Source organism: Pantoea sp. AS-PWVM4, assembly GCF_000468095.1.
GTDB classification, from domain to species: domain Bacteria; phylum Pseudomonadota; class Gammaproteobacteria; order Enterobacterales; family Enterobacteriaceae; genus Pantoea; species Pantoea phytobeneficialis.
The window spans coordinates 74,218-92,125 of the sequence record NZ_ASZC01000004.1 but is presented as its reverse complement, the minus strand read 5'-3'; the positions used below and the strand labels follow the sequence as shown (position 1 = coordinate 92,125).

Genomic DNA, 17,908 nt, shown 5'->3' with positions numbered 1-17,908 from the left:
AATGTTAAAATTTAAATTTGTTTTCTCTTTAGTTTTGCTGCTCTCGGCTTTCAGCTCATACGCAGCCGGACAACAATCGTCAATGACGTGCAAAGATACGGCTCTTAAAGATGCAAAAAAACTCCTGTCTTTTTATCGGGATAATGATGACCGAATCTCTATAGACAATAAAGTAACTCCGCTGGAGAAAGTGAGTAATCCTCAGAATCCATCACAAAAATTCGATGTATTAGAAGCGTGGGGTTATATCTACAAAGGCAAATACAGAATGCGTTTCAGTTACTATTCCGACCTTGATTGCACGCTCATGGGCGAAGAAATTCTTGAATACGCAGATTTGTAACAATCAGGCTTCCCGACGGCTTTATCGAATATCATCCAAAAAAAACCCGCTTGCGCGGGTTAATAGCATGAAGCAGTGATTAGGGTTGGTACTTAAAAGCTCACATATAATATGAAAGCAAAGCGTGTCACATTCGCGTATCACACGCCTTTAATTTAAATCTGTTTTATGCCGATAATGTTGATAAATATCAATTGCACAACTTCATGTTAAATATAGATATTCCCATTTGACGCCCAATGTTAATTATATTCCGGCTGTTCAATTCGATAAAGATATTGGCTATCCACATTTTAAGAATTTCAGAATGAGTAACGTATCGCCTTACAGCGAATATATCAGCCCTGTGACACTTATGCGTGATGGATGTACCTGTCCAACATGCAACGTGACCCAGATGGGCCATGAAAATGCACAGATGGTTTATGATGTTTAAGGTTCATGGATTTTGGCGTTAAGCGGCGATCAGGTCGCCATGCTTAACACCTTGCTGGCAGTTTTGTTTTGCCCTCTTTCTAATTTTAAGTGGATTTTTCCAATTTGAATCAATAGATTAATTGTGACACGCAATCGTTTAAGGAACAGTGAGATGATTATTTTTGTTACCGGTGCGACGGCCGGTTTTGGTCAAAGTATCACCCGCCGCTTCATTGCTACAGGTCATAAAGTGATCGCCAGCGGACGCCGCGTTGAGCGTTTGCAGGAATTGAAAGACGAACTGGGCGACAATCTCTACACCGTACAACTGGATGTGCGCAACCGTGCCGCTATCGAAGAAGCTATCGCCGCACTGCCGGCTGAATGGCGCAATATCGATGTGTTGGTCAACAATGCCGGTCTGGCGCTCGGTATCGAACCCGCGCATAAAGCCAATATCGAAGATTGGGAAAATATGATCGACACCAACAACAAAGGTTTGGTGTACATGACGCGCGCCCTGCTGCCCGCTATGGTGGAACGCAACGTTGGTCATATCATTAACATTGGTTCGATTGCCGGAAGCTGGCCGTATGCCGGTGGCAACGTCTATGGTGCAACCAAAGCCTTTGTGCGCCAGTTCAGCCTGAATTTACGTACCGATCTGCACGGCACCGCGTTGCGCGTGACCGATATCGAACCGGGTCTGGTGGGCGGTACGGAGTTTTCTAATGTGCGTTTCAAAGGTGACGACGGTAAAGCCGATAAGGTTTATGAAGGAACTACCGCACTGACCGCCGAGGATGTCACCGAAGCGGTATACTGGGTGGCGACGCTACCGAAGCACGTCAATATCAACACGCTGGAAATGATGCCGGTAACGCAAACCCTGGCGGGTTTGAAGGTACATAAGGACTAAACATCCCTGGCGGCGCGATCAATCGCGCCGCTACGCGAAACTCAGGCCCGTCCCCAACCCGCGACAATAATCAGCATGCCGCTCAAGGCAATCAGCGCCCCGGCCCAATCCCACGGGCTGAGTTTTACCCCATCCACCACACGTAGCCAGATCAACGCGGTCAACACATAAACGCCACCGTAAGCCGCATAAACGCGACCACTGGCCGCCGGATGCAGGGTCAGCAACCAGACAAACAGCATCAGGCTGGCCGCCGCAGGCAGTAACAACCATGCTGTCGCGCCCTTCTTCAGCCATAACCACGGTAGAAAGCACCCAACAATTTCCGCAATCGCAGTTAAAAAAAACAGCAAGGTGGTTTTCACCAGCATAAAAAGTCTCTCAGAAGTCTCAACAAATGCCTCACCGCTGGTGAGTAAAGAAGCAGCGATGATATACTACCGGGCATTGTTGTTACAGCCACCATCGCGATGGTGCTGGCGTTAACTAAAGGAAAAGACGATGAAAAAATTGTTTCCCGCACTGCTTGCCGCGGTACTGACTTCCAGCGTGTTGCTGGCTGCCCCACTGGCTTCAGCGCAGACCGAACGCCTGATCATTGAAAACGGCAACAGCGCGTCCAGCAATGAGGCGGCACGTCAAAGCAAGGAGCAATGGAATGACACCCGCAACCTGCGCAATAAAGTGAATACCCGCGTCGAGAAAGAGTTTGATAAAACCGATAAAGCGTTTGATAGCCGTGATGCCTGCGAGAAAAGCTACAACGTTAACGCCTATTGGGAACCCAACACGTTGCGCTGCCTTGACCGTCGCACCGGTCGTATCGTCACACCATAAGTTGCTGACGCTGCTATAGTTATCAAGGGAGTTCAAACCAAAGGAGTGTGTGATGAAAAAGCGTCTTGCCGTGATGTTGCTGTCCCTGCTGGCGTTACCGATGCTGGCGCAGGCCTCCTGCGAAAGCGTTAAAGCAGAGATCAGCAAGAAACTGGTCAGTAACGGGCTGGCTGAATCGGATTTTACACTGGAAATCGTCCCTAACGATCAGGCCGACCAGGCGGGTGGTCAGGTGGTGGGCCATTGTGAAAATGACACCCAGAAGATTGTCTACAAGAAGCTGAGTCGCGACGCACAAAGCAACGTCCCTAATGATGCTGGCAGCTCACACGATACACCACAGTAAACGATCGTAGCGGCGCGATTTATCGCGCGTTTTTTCCAGTAACGCGTACTAATTGCGCCGCTACGGATTAATCCTCGTTCTCCGGCCGCTGGTGCGGCATCAGCCAGGCGATCCACAGCGTCAATGCGGCAATCAACAACGCCACCACGAAAACCCAGTGCAATGAGCTGGCAATTTGCGTAATCCATTCCTGTAAAGTGCCGTGCGGTAACGCCTGACGGCTCTCGTGCGACATGATTTTTTGCATCGGATCGCTGGCCTCCGGTAAGCGCCGCATCAGATTGTAATTCAACACCGCCCCCATCAACGCCGTACCAATCGCCGATCCCAGCATCCGGCTGAACATGATTGAGGCAGTGCAAATACCGCGAATTTCGTAATGCGCGTGATTCTGTACCGAGACCAGAAAGGTCGTACTGGTCATCCCCATGCCGGTACCGATGACAAAGGCTGTCAGCCCCGCCTGCATCAGCCCGCTTTCGGCGCGCAGCAACAGCAATAAGGCGCTACCGGCAATCAGCAGCAATGCGCCCAACTGCGCGGTAAATCGGTAAGACGTGACCAACATCAAACGACCACTCAGGGTGCTGGCAAGCGGCCAGCCAATTGACATCATTGCCAGCGCACTGCCCGCTTGCAACGGCGTACCGCCAGTAATTCCCTGAATCCAGGTTGGCAGGAAGGCACTGATCCCCATCATCGCTGCGCCAATGATCAGATTTCCGGCATTCCCCGCCACAATCAATCGACTGCGCCAGATAGCCAGCGGAAACAGCGGCGCGCTGGCGCGTTGTTCATGACGTTTGAGGAACACAGCGGCGATCAACGCCAGCAGCAGAAATAGCAGCAACCAATAGCCCAGCACTTCGGCCTGCAATAAGGCGATTAACAGCGCGCTGACGCTGATCATCAACCAGGCACAGCCGGTTATATTCAGCGAACTGTGCTGCCGCCGTTCCCGCGCCGGCAGAAAACGCGCCAGTAACAGCATCGAGATCAGGCCAATTGGTACGTTGACCCAGAAAATCACCGCCCAGCTAAAGTGCTGCACCAGCCAGGCTCCGCTTAACGGGCCGAGTATCGCCGCCACGCCCCAGACGCTGGAAAGCCAACCCTGCACGCTGGCACGCTCGCGCGGTGAATAAATATCCGCCACGATGGTGGTGGTCAACGGCATGATGGCACCCGCGCCTAAACCCTGAAACGCACGGAACAGAATCAGCCACGTCATGGTATGGGCGAAACCGCACAGCACCGACCCAATAAGAAACAGCGAGACGCCAATAAAAAACAGCGTCTTACGCCCCCACAAATCCGCCAGTCGACCATAAAGCGGCACTGTGACCGCCTGTGTCAGCAGATAGATAGAAAAGACCCAGCCAAAATGCGAAAACCCGCCCAGGTCGGCAATGATGGTTGGCATCGCGGTGGCGACGATGGTGACCTCAATTGCCGCCATAAACATCGCCAGCATGCAGGCCATCAGGATCCAGTGGCGGTTACCCGTTTGAATTTCTGCGCTCTCAGTCATTTTTCTTCCTTCCTTTGTCGTAATCCTGGCCGAATTTTTTAGCCGTCGATTTCCTCTGCGTGCTCCGCGTGTGTGACGGTGTCACAAAAAATCGATGAATTTTTTTTATTGAGGATTGTGCCTTATTTCACGCGGTTTAAGCCGGTTTTTTCCTCTTTTCTATCTGTCTGATTTTCCCCTAAAAACTGGCATGTCGCGATTAACGTTGCTATAGGTCTAAAACCACTTCCCGATTCTCACTGGAAAAGTGGCATTAGATAGTCGTTTTATCTGTAATCAGGCAATTTTGGTTGTTTTTCACGAATCAGGGAGACATTCGCTATGCAAAACGCATCGCTCGCCCGACGCACCGGGTTAGCCGTGCTTGCCATTGTGCTGGTGGTGGGCCTGTTGGTTTGGGGGCTTGGGCTGGATACTCTGCGCGCCCGTAGGGTCGATCTGATCTACCTTGGGCAGCAGCACCTGTTTCTGGTGTTCTGGTCCATGTTTTTTGCGCTGCTGGTCGGCATCCCCAGCGGCATTTTGCTAAGCCGCCCGTTTGCCCGCGGGTGGGCTGAATACGTGATGCAAATCTTCAACGTTGGCAATACGCTGCCGCCGTTAGCGGTGCTGGCACTGGCGATGGTGATTGTCGGCATCGGCGATCGTCCGGCGTTGATTGCGCTGTTTCTCGCCTCTCTGCTCCCCATCGTGCGTAATACCTATGCCGGACTGAGCGCGGTTCCCCCCTCGCTACTGGAAGCCGCCAACGGTATTGGCATGACGAAATTTCAGCGTTTGCGTCAGGTGGAAATCCCCAACGCATTGCCGGTCATTCTCGCCGGGGTACGCATTTCCACCGCCATCAATGTCGGCACTGCACCACTGGCGTTTCTGATTGGCGCCAGCAGCTACGGCGAGCTGATTTTCCCCGGCATTTACCTCAACGACTTCCCGACGTTGATCCTCGGGGCAGTGGCAACCGCCCTGTTCGCCCTGATCCTGGACATGCTGTTAGCGGCGCTGGGACGTTACCTCAGCCCGCATGCAGCGGCATAACAACAGGAGTTTTGTGATGGCCACTGCCAACCGATTTGCGCGCTGGATAAAACCCAGCGCGCTGGTTCTGACCGCCACCCTGGCGCTTAGCCAGATGGCTGCTGCTGCCACACCGCTGGTGATGGCGACCAAAAGTTTTACCGAGCAACACATCCTTTCTGCCATGACGGTAATGTGGCTGGAAAAGAAAGGGTTTCAGGTGATCCCGAAAACCAATATCGCGACCACTATCGGTCGTAACGCAATGATTAACAAACAGATTGATATGACGTGGGAATATACCGGCACTTCACTGATCATCTTCAATCACATCACCAAACCGATGTCGTCGCAGGAAGCCTATAACACGGTGAAACAACTCGACGGCAAGCTGGGACTGGTCTGGCTCGACCCGGCACCCATGAACAACACCTACGCCTTTGCCATGCAGCGCGCCAGGGCTGACAAGGAAGGCATCAGTACGATGTCGCAGCTGGTGGCAAAGCTGGAGCAGATTCGTAAAACCGACCCGGACCATAACTGGAAACTGGGCCTGGACCTGGAGTTTGCCGGGCGTTCAGATGGCCTTGTTCCGCTGCAAAAAGCCTACAACATGCCGCTTGACCGCCCGCAGATTCGGCAGATGGATCCTGGGCTGGTGTACAACGCCGTCAAAGAAGGCTTTGTCGATGCGGGGCTGATCTACACCACCGACGGGCGAGTAAAAGGCTTTGATCTCAAGGTGCTGGAAGATGATAAGCACTTCTTCCCAAGTTACAACGTCACGCCGGTGGTGCGTAAAGATGTGCTGGAGAGCCATCCCGGACTGGCGGCGGCGATGAATCAGCTGTCACCGCTGATTACCGACGCAGCGATTACCGAAATGAATAAGCGCGTCGATATCGATCACCAGTCGCCTGAACAGGTGGCGCGTGATTTCCTCAAATCAAAAAACATGCTGTAAGGAGGCGTGATGGATACCCTGCATTACATCATGGATAACTGGGACAGCCTGCTGGCTCTGACATGGCAACATACCTGGCTGGTACTGGTGGCGGTCGGTTTTGCCATCCTCGTTGGTGTTCCACTCGGCATTCTGATCGTGCGCTTTAAATGGCTGGCGACGCCGGTTTTGGGCATCGCCACCATTGTACTGACCATCCCAACTATCGCGCTGTTTGGTTTGATGATCCCGTTGTTTTCGCTGATCGGTCAGGGAATTGGTGCCCTGCCTGCCATTACCGCCGTGTTTCTCTATTCGCTGCTGCCCATCGTGCGCAACACTCACACCGCACTGGAAAACCTGCCGCCGGGTCTGCGTGAAGCAGGTCGTGGTATTGGCATGACATTCTGGCAGCGTTTGCGCTGGGTTGAAATCCCCATGGCGCTGCCGGTGATTTTTGGCGGTATCCGCACCGCCGTGGTGATGAATGTCGGTGTGATGGCAATTGCTGCGGTGATCGGCGCGGGTGGTTTGGGTTTACAGCTGCTGGATGGTATCAGCGGCAGTGATGTTCGTATGTTAATTGCCGGTGCGTTGATGATTTGTTTGCTGGCTATTGTGCTTGACTGGCTGCTGCACCGTTTGCAGTCAGCGCTGACTCCAAAGGGGATTCGCTAATGATTAAACTGGAAAACCTGACGAAAACCTTTACCCAGAAAAACGGTACGACCTTTAACGCCGTTGATAACGTCAGCCTTGACGTTCCCGCCGGAGAAATGTGCGTGCTGCTCGGCCCTTCCGGGTGTGGCAAAACCACTACGCTGAAGATGATCAACCGTTTGATCCCGGCGACCAGCGGCAACATCCTGATTAACGGTGAAGATACCAGCGCCCAGGATACGGTGACGCTGCGCCGTAACATCGGATATGTGATTCAGCAAATTGGTCTGTTCCCGAATATGACCATTGAAGAAAACATCACCGTGGTGCCACGCATGTTGGGCTGGGATAAAAAGCGTTGCCGTGAGCGTGCCACTGAACTGATGAGCATGGTGGCGCTCGACCCGACTAAGTTTCTGCATCGCTACCCGCGTGAGATGTCGGGCGGTCAACAGCAGCGTATTGGCGTGATCCGCGCACTGGCAGCAGATCCACCGGTGCTGCTGATGGACGAACCTTTTGGCGCGGTCGATCCGATTAACCGTGAGGTGATCCAGAACGAGTTTCTTGATATGCAGCGGCAGTTGAAAAAGACCGTGATGCTGGTCAGCCATGACATTGATGAGGCGCTCAAGCTGGGCGACCGTATCGCGGTGTTTGGTCAGGGTAAAATCGTTCAGTGCGCCAGCCCGGATGAGCTGCTGGCAAAGCCCGCCAACGACTTTGTTGGATCTTTTGTCGGCCAGGACCGCACGCTGAAACGTTTGTTGCTGGTACAGGCGGGCGATGTCACCGATCAACAACCGACCATCACCGTGCAGCGCAGCACGCCACTCGCTGAGGCCTTTGCCACTATGGACGACAACGATATGCGTTCAGTGACGGTGGTCGATAACGACGGTAAACCGCTGGGATTTGTCAAACGCCGCGAAGCGCGTGGTGCCAGTGGTCGCTGTGAAGAGATGTTGCATACCTTCACCGTCACCGGCAAGGCGGAAGAAAACCTGCGCGTGGTGCTGTCGAAGTTGTATGAACACAATCTGGTCTGGATGCCGATTGTCGATGAAGAGGGCCGCTACAGTGGCGAAATTTCGCAGGATTATATTGCGGATTATTTGAGCTCCGGCCGGACGCGGCGGCGGTTAAATCCTTAACCGCTGCTGGACTGCGCGATAAATCGCGCCGCTACGCCAATTGTACATCGCCATTGTGTAGCGGCGTGATTCATCACGCATTTTGAATATTATTGTGAATCCTCCACGGCGGCTGTTGCCAACGCGGGTCTGGTTTGCTCCGAGGGCAAAATCACGTTCAGCACAATCGCCAGAATCCCGCCGGTTGTCACCGCATGACCAAACAGATTGGTTACCAGCATCGGGAACTGTTTCAGCACATCCGGCACGGCTTCCACTCCCAGACCCAGGCCAAAAGAGACGGCCACAATCAACATTTCGCGGCGACCCAGCGGCGACTGTGTCATTACCCGGATACCGGCAGCCACCACGCTACCGAACATCACCAACGTCGCTCCGCCCAGCACGGGGGCGGGAATTTGCTGCAACAGGTTGCCAATCACCGGAAAAATACCCAACAGCACCAGCATCAAACCAATCACCATCCCCACATAACGACTGGCGACGCCGGTCATCTGAATCACGCCGTTGTTTTGGGCAAACGTGGTGTTGGGAAATGCGGAGAACATCGCGGCCAGCACGCAACTGATACCATCCGCCAGGATACCGCCTTGCAGGCGGCGCTGAAAACCCTCACCCTCAATCGGCTGACGCGATAACAGGCAGTTGGCAGTTAAATCCCCGACCGCTTCGATCACGCTGATCACCGATACCAGCGCAATCGGCACAAAGATCGCCCAGTCAAAATTAAAACCAAAGCGGAAGAAGCCCGGCATCACCAACCAACTGCTTTCGGCCATCGGTTTAAGTTGCAGATGGCCGGTCAGGGCGGCGGCGATACAACCCACTGCAATGCCCGCTACCACGGCCACTAAGCGCGCCCAGCGATTACGCGAACGGTTCAACGCCACAATCACCAGCAAGGTCAACGCCCCCAACGCCAGATTCCACGGAGCGCCGAAATCGGCAGCATTGTGACCACCCGCCCAGTCGGTGATGCTGACCTTGATCAGGCTGATACCAATCAGGGTAATCACCGTACCGGTGACTACCGGCGTCAGTACCTTACGCAACGGCGCAATGCAGCGGCTAATCAACATCGGGATTAATGCGGCTATCAGGTTACAGCCGAAAATCATCGCCATAATGTCTTCTGGTGAACCGCCCCGCGCTTTCACCATCAAGCCACCGGATAAGATCACGCCAAGAAACGCAAAACTGGTGCCTTGCAGGCAGATCATCCCGGCACCGATACCCATAAAACGGCGCGCCTGAATAAAGGTTCCCAGGCCTGAAACCAATAACGACATGCTAATCAGATAAGGAATGTAAGCCTGTAACCCCAATACCGAACCGATAATCAGTGGTGGCGTGATAATGCCCACCACGCTTGCCAGCACATGTTGCAGTGCGGCAAAAAATGCGGGGGCTGGGCCAATGCGTTGTTCCAGCCCATACAGCAAACCTTTTTCATCTGAGTGCGACATAACGGTGCTCCGGCAGTAAATTCATCAGACCAGCTGATGCATGAATCACGCCAGAGCAATAAGATTCAGTGATATTTTTAACATATCATTGAATTTAAAAGAGATTAATCAACAAAAAAATACAGCTGAATCTGCAACCTTAGATTCAGCCGATTATCATTTGCCACTTTTCGTTTCATCATGCCGCAGGTTTTGCACTGTCGCTGTGCGCAACATGCGTCGCAAGCAAGGATAGATCGAGATAGCCGCTTAGCTCTCGTTGCTCGGCACGGGGTAAGTAAGGCAACTCACCTAACAAAGGGGCATGCAGTTTTTCACTCAGTACATCAATGATTTCAGCATAATGCGCCAGGCCGGGGTTGATACGATTTGCCACCCAACCGACCAGCGGTAAACCATCCTGAGCCACTGCCTCTGCGGTCAGTAAAGCGTGGCTGATGCATCCCTCTTTGATGCCCACCACCAGCACAACCGGTAATTGCTCCTTTTTGACCCAATTTGACAGCGGTTGCAGATCATTCATCAGGCTGCGCCAGCCGCCTGTGCCCTCCACCACTACATGCGGCGAACGTTCCTGCAATGCGGCCAGTCCCTTACTCAGCAACGGGTAATCAATTTGGTGCGTTGGGCTGGTGCTGATTTCATCCTCTTCCAGGGTAATGGGGTTAATAGCGGCATAAGGTAATGCCAGGCCCGAAGCCTGCTGCAACAGCAGCGCATCTTTGTTGCGTAAACCCTCAGGGGTGGGTTTAGCACTTTTGGCAATAGGTTTATAACCTACGGCGCACTGACCATTCTGTGCAAAGCACTGTAACAGCGCGCGAGAAACCACGGTTTTGCCCACCGCGGTGTCGGTACCGGTGATAAAGAGTGTTTTCACCCTTCCTCCTTCGTTTAGCGATGTGAACCAGAGGTGACGAAGGAGCAGTTTAAGGAAATGTCGTACCTGACAGATTGCGTTAGAACAAACTTAAGGCGGGCGGATTAGCCCTGAAGCAGTTTTATCAGCAGATAACCGGAATAAAGGGCATCTTTCACTAACGCCGCGGCACCTAATGTGCCGGGATCGTTAAACGCGGTGGGAGCCAGTTGGATTTCATCGCTATAGGCCGGTAACGCCTGCTGACGGATGGTGCTACTCACGGCAGGAAATAGCACGTCGGCGGCCAGATTCAGCGGCGAGCCGATAAGAATTTGTCGCGGGTTGAAGATATTCACCATCATCGCCAACATGCGACCGATATGGTGCCCGACACCGGCAATCACATCACTCGCGAGACGGTCACCCTCCTGGGCGGCCTGACACAGAGCTTCAATGGTCAGCGGCACACCGTGCAAACGGCTTTCCGGCTGAGCGGGTAAACGCTGCGCTGCCAGGCCGAGCAGGCTACCGATACTGGCCACGGTTTCCAGACAACCATGATTACCGCAGTAGCACTGCTGACCATAGGGATCAATCTGGGTATGGCCAATTTCCACCAGCGCCCGCCCGCTTTTGTGCAGCAGTTGCCCGCCAGTAATCACCCCGGCACCCACGGTTTCATCAATCACAATCTGGATGACGTCCTGCGCACCGCGCGACGCGCCAAACAGCGATTCGGCCAGCGTCCAGGCGGAAATATCGTGCTGAACAAACACCGGCACGCCGGTGCGTTGCGACAGGGTTTCGCCCAGCGGCATATCCTGAATGGCGTAACCGGGCATACGATGCACCACCCCCGAGGCCGCATTGATCAAGCCGGGTAAGGTGATGGCGATGGCTGTCAGACGCTCAAGTTGTTTCTGATGGCGAATAAAAAAGGCATCAACCAGCTCCTGTAGCTCCTGCAACAGCGGTTTGTCCGGGCTGGCAATCAGTGGCAGACGATCTTCCTGTAAAGCGCGACTGCTGAGATCGCGTAATGTCAGGGTGATGTAACCCGGTTGAATGCGGATTGCCAGATAGTGCCAGGCAAGGGTATCGAGAACCAGACCAATAGCCGGACGGCCACGGCTGCCAGGCTCCTGAAACTCGGTTTCCTGCACCAGATGCGCGTCCAGCATTTCACGCACGATTTTGGTGATGCTGGCGGGAGCCAGTTGAGCACGTTTGGACAGTTCAATACGCGAAATCGGGCCGAAATGATCGATCAGTCGGTAAACCACGCCTGCGTTGGTCTGCTTTATTTGGTCAATGTGGCCAGGTTGACTGTCCAGATTCACGCCCTGCTCCCGGTTATTTTCGCGCTTCTAAATAAATAGCAACTATGGTGCGGCAGATTGGCGGATAGCGCCAAATATTTGATTAGATATGTGATTTGTCGCACATATTGTCGGGCTGTTTTCGCACCGTCTGGCTTAAGTTTCAGCGTTACGTTGTAACAGCTTCATCATATTTGCCATTTGCGCACTCGGCTCGCGCGTCGCTGACCACACCAGCCACACTTCAGACAACGCATCAGCCTCATGCAGCGGTAACCACACCACATCGGCGAGCCGTGCTCGACGGAATGAGGCCGGTAAAATCGACACTCCCAATCCGGTAGCGACCAGGCCGAGGATGGTCATCGCTTCCCCGACTTCCTGGGTAATAAAGGGTTTGATCTGGTAGCGGTGCAGCAACGCCAGAATCTCGCCATATAAGGCGGTGCCCCCAAGTGGATCGAAAAAGACAAAAGGTTCGTTCGCCAACGCCTGAATCGAGATAGCCTCGGCATCGGCCAGTGGATGCGCCCAGTGCACCACTGCACACAAGGGTTCGCGCAGCAACAGCTGATGCTGCAAATCACTCGGTAACGGCGTATTACGCATCACACCGAGATCGAGACGCCCTTCGTGCAGCGGCGCCAGTTGTTGTCGGGTGTTAATCTCCTGCATCTGGATATGCACGGCCGGCCAGCGCTGGCGGAAATGGTAGAGCGCATCAGATACCAGCCCGGTAAAGGGTGCTGAGGAGGTGAAACCAATGCGCAGTTCCCCTTCCTGACCGTTATGGAGCCGCGCCGCACGGCTGGCCGCCTGTTCGACCTGAAGCAAAATCCCACGCGCATCCTGCAAAAATTGCTGCCCGGCGGCGGTGATCTGCACGCTGCGATTGGTGCGGGTGAACAGTTGCGCGCCAATTTCCTGTTCCAGTTGCTGGATCTGTTGGCTGAGTGGCGGTTGCGAAATATTGAGGCGGAGGGCCGCGCGACCAAAATGCAGCTCTTCAGCCACTGCAATGAAATAGCGAAGATGACGGAGTTCGACATTCATATTTTAAACGTCTCATTCGAGATTATTAATATATTGTACAACCTATTATCACTTTCCTACGATAGCAATACCTTTTGAAATTTGAGGATTTTCCGTGAGTCGCTCTTCTCAGGCGGTGACACTCGATGAGGACGAAGTGTCCGTCGTGCCTGCTTCTGCTCCAGCGTCAGTAACATGGATTGAACGCGGTTCGCCGCAATTTATGCGTGTTACCCTTGCCCTGTTCTCGGCTGGTCTTGCCACTTTTGCCTTGTTGTATTGTGTCCAGCCGATTCTGCCGGTGCTCTCCCAGCAGTTTGGCGTTTCGCCTGCGGCCAGCAGCATCTCGCTGTCGTTATCCACCGGACTGATGGCGCTGGGTTTGCTGGTCACCGGGCCGCTCTCCGACGCCATTGGTCGTAAGTCGGTGATGGTTACCGCGTTGATGCTCGCCGCGTTATGCACTGTGATTTCCGCCATGATGACCAGCTGGCACGGCATTCTATTGATGCGTGCGCTGATTGGTTTGTCGTTGAGTGGGGTCGCTGCGGTGGGCATGACCTACCTGAGTGAAGAGATTCATCCGCGAGTGATCGCCTTTTCCATGGGCCTGTATATCAGCGGCAACTCGATTGGTGGCATGAGCGGTCGTCTGCTGACCGGGGTATTGACCGACCTCTTCTCGTGGCGCATCGCCATTGGTGTGATCGGCTGCTTTTCGCTGGCATCGGCGCTGATGTTCTGGAAAATCCTGCCGGCTTCCCGTCATTTCCGTCCGGCATCATTACGTCCACATAATTTGCTGATTAACTTCCGCCTGCACTGGCGTGACAAAGGCCTGCCGCTGCTGTTCGCCGAAGGTTTCCTGCTGATGGGCGCATTTGTCACCCTGTTTAACTACATTGGCTATCGCCTGCTGAGTGCACCGTGGTTCCTCAGCCAGGCCGTGGTCGGTTTGTTGTCGGTGGTGTATCTGACCGGGTCCTGGAGTTCACCCAAAGCCGGAGCCATGACCAGCCGCTTTGGCCGGGGGCCGGTGATGATTACCGCCACGGCGATCATGCTGTGCGGCCTGCTGCTGACGGCGTTCAATACCTTGTGGATCATCCTGCCGGGTATGATGCTGTTTACCGCCGGATTTTTTGCCGCCCACTCGGTTGCCAGCGGATGGATCGGCCCACGCGCCCGTCGGGCAAAAGGCCAGGCCTCGTCGCTCTATCTTTTCAGTTATTATGTGGGTTCCAGCGTTGCCGGTACGTTAGGTGGCGTGTTCTGGCACAGTTTTGGCTGGGGCGGTGTGACCGCGTTTATCAGCGTGTTGCTGGTGCTGGCCTTGCTGGTCGGCTGGCGTTTGCAGTGCCGCCAATTGTAATTCTCTCCATCAGTATGCGGGGCCACGGTGCCCCGTTTCCCCTCGGGTAATCACACCTGTCGGCAAACTTTTAGTGCCAGTGAAAACAAAATAGCAATCGCTAGCTATAATTTATTCTATTCCAAAAATAGTTAGATTTTTTCTTTCACAGCAACGAGGAAGCCAAATGGAACTTTACTATTACGTCGATAAATACGCCGGCTATAACGACAATCATGTGGTACATGCAACGGGTTGCCCTTTCCTTCCTCCCGACGCCGCAAGGCGCTTTCTTGGCACTTTTTATACCGCTAACGCTGCCATTCAACAGGCGCGCAAGTTTTATCCTTCTGCACTGGGCTGTGAACATTGTTGCCCAATTACGGTAAAAAAAAACCTGACCACACAGAATAGCGTGGCGCTAAAACACATGGCCTGACTCTGATATTCCCGGTCTGAGACGGACCGCGACGTTGCGCCATTTTGTTAAGTTTTCCTGTGGCATTTCGCTATGTTAGACACCAATAATATTGCTTCAGGTAGAACGCTCATGCGGGAAAAATACGCAACGTCGCAAATCGCCCTCCACTGGTTGACCCTGTTATTGATCGCGGTTGCCTATACCACCATTGAGCTACGAGGTCTGGCGGCCCGCGGTACGGTTACGCGCAGCCTGATGATCATGACGCACTTTAGCTGTGGCGTATCGGTGTGGGTGCTGATGCTGGTGCGTGCCGCATTACGTCATCGTCATACATCGCCTGATATCAATCCCGCACCACCACGCTGGCAGCATATGCTCGCCCATCTGATGCATTTCCTGCTGTACGCGCTGTTTCTGGCGTTACCGACTCTCGGCGTTGCCTCGAAATATCTCAATGGTCGTCCCTGGCAGGTATTTGGCTTGTCGATGCCGGTGAGCAGCACACCGAATTTTGACCTCGCCGATACCTTGATTGGCTGGCATGAAACCCTGGCACCGCTCGGCTACTGGCTGATTGGCCTGCATGCCGTCGCCGCACTGCTGCATCACTATATTCTGAAGGACAACACGCTGATCCGCATGATGCCTGCGCGCAAGCGCAACCCGTAGCGGCGCGATGGTTCTGACGATAACCCCAGGCTATCAACCTGGGCGTTGGTGATAAAAAATATTCAGCAATAAAATACGGTTAGATGGTTTCCCTCAGCGTATTAATCCTCCACAATAGGCATAATTTGTGACAAAGGTCACTTTACATCGGGCCTTTCGCCCCTCATTTGCTGCCTGACTGATCTGAATTTCATGCAATCAACAACCGTCTCCCGTAAAACGGCCTGGCTACGCGTCGTGTTGCTGGCCATCGCCGCTTTTGTCTTCAATACCACCGAGTTTGTGCCGGTCGGCTTACTGTCAGATATCGCCGCCAGTTATGGAATGAGAACGGCAGATGTCGGCATCATGCTGACCATATACGCCTGGGTGGTGGCGCTGCTGTCGCTGCCGCTGATGCTGCTGACGCGCAATATTGAGCGTCGTCTGCTGCTGTCGATTCTGTTTGTGTTGTTTATCGCCAGCCATGTGCTCTCCTCGGTCGCCTGGGATTTCACCTCGCTGGTTATCTCCCGCATTGGTATCGCGCTGGCACATGCGGTGTTCTGGTCAATTACCGCCTCGCTGGCCATTCGTGTCGCGCCGGCAGGTAAGAAAACCCAGGCGCTCAGTATGCTGGCGACCGGCACGGCGCTGGCGATGGTGCTGGGCGTGCCGATTGGTCGCGTTGTCGGTCAGTATCTCGGCTGGCGAACTACCTTCGGCATGATTGGTTTGTCTGCGCTGGTTTTGCTGGTGCTGCTGGCACGTATTCTGCCGCGCCTGCCCAGTGAGCATACCGGGTCACTCAGCAGCGTGCCGATGCTGTTTCGCCGCCCGGCGCTGGTCAGCATGTATGTGTTGGTCACGGTGGTGGTGACAGCGCATTACACCGCCTACAGCTACATTGAACCCTTTATGCAGGTGGTGGCGAACGCCGGGGAAAACTTCACCACGCTGTTGCTGCTGCTGTTTGGATCGGCAGGAATTATCGGTAGCGTGCTGTTCAGCACCTTGGGCAATAAATATCCTTCGGCGCTGCTGATTGCTGCGATTGCGGTGATCACCTTATGTATGGGTCTGCTGATTTTTGCCGCCGTGCGCCCTGCCGCGATTACAACCCTGTGTATTTTCTGGGGCATGGCGATGATGATGATTGGTCTGGCAATGCAGGTGCGTGTGCTGTCGCTGGCACCGGACGCAACCGACGTTGCTATGTCACTGATGTCCGGAATTTATAACATCGGCATCGGTGCGGGTGCGCTACTCGGAAATCAGGTCAGCCTGCATTTGAAAATGGCGGATGTGGGTAATATTGGTGGGTTAATCGGCCTGGTAGCGCTGTTCTGGTGTATCTATATCTTCCGTCGTTATCCGCAGTTACGTTCCAACGGTTAAAAAAGGGGCTTCAGATAGCCGCTATCTGAAGCCTGTCCCCTCTCGTTATCCCTACTATTTATTTATAAAGCTCTGCGGTGCCATGCAGGTTGTTGTTGCCAGAGGTCGAAGTGATGCGGAAAGACTTTGCTCCCGCCGCGCTCGCCTTCTCCGCCAGTTGATTTTCCAGTGAAGTCAGATCCGTACTGCCAGATGCGCTTACCACACCGATTTGCTGTTGATTAACCGGTGCTTCGCTTACCAGGTCAGCCGCCATTGTACCGAATGCGATTGATGACAGGGCCACAGCGGCCAGGGTCAGTTTAATGCTTTTCATGATCGTCTCTCTTTGCAGATGAAATTGGGTGGGTCGCTATTTAATTAACAACCGTTAAATAAATACTAAATCCAAAGTCGGATGCGCGTCAACTATTTTATTAACGGTCGTTATTTTAATGGGAAGTGGCGTAAGTATGGGCTTCAGCGCGTCCGGGGACTTTACCATTCAGGGGATTTTGCTCGGGAAGGCACAAACGGACAAAGTGGTGTTGCATATTAATTTAATGATCGGTAATTTAATAAGCATGTTGAGCTGTGGTGAGGATCTATGAGCCAGATAACTGAACCGACCCTGCGTAAAAGTCGTGGCAGACCTAAAGTCTTCGATCGTGACGATGCGCTGGATAAAGCCCTGATGCTGTTCTGGGCACACGGCTATGAAGGCACCTCTCTGGCGGATCTGGTCAGTGCCACTGGCGCCAAAGCGCCGACGCTGTACGCGGAGTTTGCTAACAAAGAAGGTTTGTTTAAAGCCGCCATGCAGCGCTATATCGAAAGGTTTAGTGCGCAGCGTAACGCGGTGCTGAATGATGCCTCGCTTGATGTGAAAACCGCGGTTGAGTCCTATTTTCGCGCCACCGCAGCCTGTTTTACCGAATGTGATAAACCCGCTGGCTGCTTTTTTATCTGCACCTCCAGCGCCCTGTCGGCCAGTTCTGAAGAAGTGGCGCACATGCTGGAACAACAGCATCATGCGCAGGAACGGGCCTTGCAGCAGTTCCTTGCCGCACGCCAGCAGCGCGGTGAGTTACCCGCGTGCAGCAATACCGCAACGCTGGCCAGTTTCCTTGCCTGCGTGTTGCAGGGCATGTCGGTGCGCGCCCGTGAAGGGGCCAGTCGCGAGGATTTAGAACAGATTGTGGATACGCAGATGGCAATCTGGCCCGCTTTGGCGGGATATTGTGCGATTAACTAACCTGCCG

20 protein-coding genes are annotated in these 17,908 nt (G+C 53.7%); 13 read left to right on the top strand and 7 right to left on the bottom strand.

What is annotated here, in order from left to right; genetic code table 11:
• The first annotated feature begins 1 nt into the window (after position 1).
• Positions 2 to 343 carry a hypothetical protein gene (locus L579_RS05070; protein WP_036625186.1) on the top strand — a complete coding sequence of 114 codons (342 nt, stop codon included), beginning with the start codon at positions 2 to 4 and terminating at the stop codon, positions 341 to 343.
• Positions 344 to 932: 589 nt separating this feature from the next.
• Positions 933 to 1,679: a bifunctional NADP-dependent 3-hydroxy acid dehydrogenase/3-hydroxypropionate dehydrogenase YdfG gene (gene ydfG, locus L579_RS05065; protein WP_021183203.1), complete on the top strand. Its 747-nt coding sequence runs from the start codon at positions 933 to 935 to the stop codon at positions 1,677 to 1,679.
• 41 nt (positions 1,680 to 1,720) lie between these two features.
• Here the strand turns inward: ydfG and L579_RS05060 are convergent, their stop codons facing one another.
• Positions 1,721 to 2,050: a YnfA family protein gene (locus tag L579_RS05060; RefSeq protein WP_021183202.1), complete on the bottom strand. Its 330-nt coding sequence runs from the start codon at positions 2,048 to 2,050 to the stop codon at positions 1,721 to 1,723.
• A 130-nt stretch (positions 2,051 to 2,180) separates the two neighbouring features.
• Here L579_RS05060 and L579_RS05055 point away from each other — a divergent pair, with 130 nt between their 5' ends.
• Positions 2,181 to 2,516 carry a DUF1283 family protein gene (locus L579_RS05055; protein WP_021183201.1) on the top strand — a complete coding sequence of 112 codons (336 nt, stop codon included), beginning with the start codon at positions 2,181 to 2,183 and terminating at the stop codon, positions 2,514 to 2,516.
• Between the two features lie 52 nt (positions 2,517 to 2,568).
• Entirely contained in the window at positions 2,569 to 2,862 is a 294-nt protein-coding gene (locus tag L579_RS05050; RefSeq protein WP_021183200.1) for a DUF1161 domain-containing protein, read from the top strand.
• A gap of 67 nt (positions 2,863 to 2,929) precedes the next feature.
• Here L579_RS05050 and L579_RS05045 read toward each other — a convergent pair whose 3' ends face one another.
• Entirely contained in the window at positions 2,930 to 4,393 is a 1,464-nt protein-coding gene (locus L579_RS05045; protein WP_021183199.1) for an MDR family MFS transporter, read from the bottom strand.
• A gap of 321 nt (positions 4,394 to 4,714) precedes the next feature.
• Here L579_RS05045 and L579_RS05040 point away from each other — a divergent pair, with 321 nt between their 5' ends.
• Genes L579_RS05040 through osmV form a run of 4 tightly spaced genes read left to right on the top strand, consistent with a single transcriptional unit; the run spans position 4,715 to position 8,167 of the window.
• Positions 4,715 to 5,431, top strand: coding sequence for an ABC transporter permease (locus L579_RS05040; RefSeq protein WP_021183198.1), 717 nt, complete (start codon positions 4,715 to 4,717; stop codon positions 5,429 to 5,431).
• Positions 5,432 to 5,447: 16 nt separating this feature from the next.
• Complete coding sequence (locus tag L579_RS05035) at positions 5,448 to 6,374, top strand: glycine betaine ABC transporter substrate-binding protein (RefSeq protein WP_021183197.1); 927 nt, start codon at positions 5,448 to 5,450, stop codon at positions 6,372 to 6,374.
• A gap of 9 nt (positions 6,375 to 6,383) precedes the next feature.
• Positions 6,384 to 7,031 (top strand): osmoprotectant ABC transporter permease OsmW, encoded by a 648-nt coding sequence (gene osmW, locus L579_RS05030; protein ID WP_021183196.1) that lies wholly within the window; start codon positions 6,384 to 6,386, stop codon positions 7,029 to 7,031.
• Positions 7,031 to 8,167: an osmoprotectant ABC transporter ATP-binding protein OsmV gene (osmV, locus tag L579_RS05025; RefSeq protein WP_021183195.1), complete on the top strand. Its 1,137-nt coding sequence runs from the start codon at positions 7,031 to 7,033 to the stop codon at positions 8,165 to 8,167. The genes osmW and osmV overlap by 1 nt, the downstream gene beginning before the upstream one ends.
• Positions 8,168 to 8,256: 89 nt before the next feature.
• On the opposite strand, the gene L579_RS05020 is transcribed toward osmV, so the two are convergent.
• From L579_RS05020 to L579_RS05005, 4 genes are all read right to left on the bottom strand, one after another.
• On the bottom strand, positions 8,257 to 9,633 hold the full coding sequence (locus tag L579_RS05020) for a nucleobase:cation symporter-2 family protein (protein ID WP_036625179.1): 1,377 nt from the start codon (positions 9,631 to 9,633) through the stop codon (positions 8,257 to 8,259).
• 178 nt (positions 9,634 to 9,811) lie between these two features.
• Positions 9,812 to 10,513, bottom strand: coding sequence for a dethiobiotin synthase (gene bioD / locus L579_RS05015; protein WP_021183194.1), 702 nt, complete (start codon positions 10,511 to 10,513; stop codon positions 9,812 to 9,814).
• A gap of 104 nt (positions 10,514 to 10,617) precedes the next feature.
• The gene (locus L579_RS05010) at positions 10,618 to 11,835 is read right to left on the bottom strand and encodes a sugar metabolism global transcriptional regulator Mlc (protein WP_021183193.1); all 1,218 of its coding nucleotides are present in this window, start codon (positions 11,833 to 11,835) and stop codon (positions 10,618 to 10,620) included.
• Positions 11,836 to 11,970: 135 nt separating this feature from the next.
• The gene (locus L579_RS05005; protein WP_021183192.1) at positions 11,971 to 12,867 is read right to left on the bottom strand and encodes a LysR family transcriptional regulator; all 897 of its coding nucleotides are present in this window, start codon (positions 12,865 to 12,867) and stop codon (positions 11,971 to 11,973) included.
• A gap of 94 nt (positions 12,868 to 12,961) precedes the next feature.
• On the opposite strand from L579_RS05005, the gene L579_RS05000 reads away from it, so the two are divergent.
• From L579_RS05000 to L579_RS04985, 4 genes are all read left to right on the top strand, one after another.
• Entirely contained in the window at positions 12,962 to 14,218 is a 1,257-nt protein-coding gene (locus L579_RS05000) for an MFS transporter (RefSeq protein WP_021183191.1), read from the top strand.
• Between the two features lie 166 nt (positions 14,219 to 14,384).
• Positions 14,385 to 14,636 (top strand): hypothetical protein, encoded by a 252-nt coding sequence (locus tag L579_RS04995; RefSeq protein WP_021183190.1) that lies wholly within the window; start codon positions 14,385 to 14,387, stop codon positions 14,634 to 14,636.
• A 111-nt stretch (positions 14,637 to 14,747) separates the two neighbouring features.
• A complete protein-coding gene (gene cybB / locus L579_RS04990; protein WP_021183189.1) occupies positions 14,748 to 15,290 on the top strand; it encodes a cytochrome b561 in 543 nt (180 codons plus the stop codon).
• A gap of 192 nt (positions 15,291 to 15,482) precedes the next feature.
• Positions 15,483 to 16,667, top strand: a complete 1,185-nt coding sequence (locus L579_RS04985; RefSeq protein ID WP_021183188.1) for a sugar transporter — start codon at positions 15,483 to 15,485, stop codon at positions 16,665 to 16,667.
• A 58-nt stretch (positions 16,668 to 16,725) separates the two neighbouring features.
• Here the strand turns inward: L579_RS04985 and L579_RS04980 are convergent, their stop codons facing one another.
• Positions 16,726 to 16,983: a multiple stress resistance protein BhsA gene (locus tag L579_RS04980; RefSeq protein ID WP_021183187.1), complete on the bottom strand. Its 258-nt coding sequence runs from the start codon at positions 16,981 to 16,983 to the stop codon at positions 16,726 to 16,728.
• Between the two features lie 270 nt (positions 16,984 to 17,253).
• Here L579_RS04980 and L579_RS04975 point away from each other — a divergent pair, with 270 nt between their 5' ends.
• A complete protein-coding gene (locus tag L579_RS04975) occupies positions 17,254 to 17,901 on the top strand; it encodes a TetR/AcrR family transcriptional regulator (protein ID WP_021183185.1) in 648 nt (215 codons plus the stop codon).
• Positions 17,902 to 17,908: the final 7 nt, after the last annotated feature.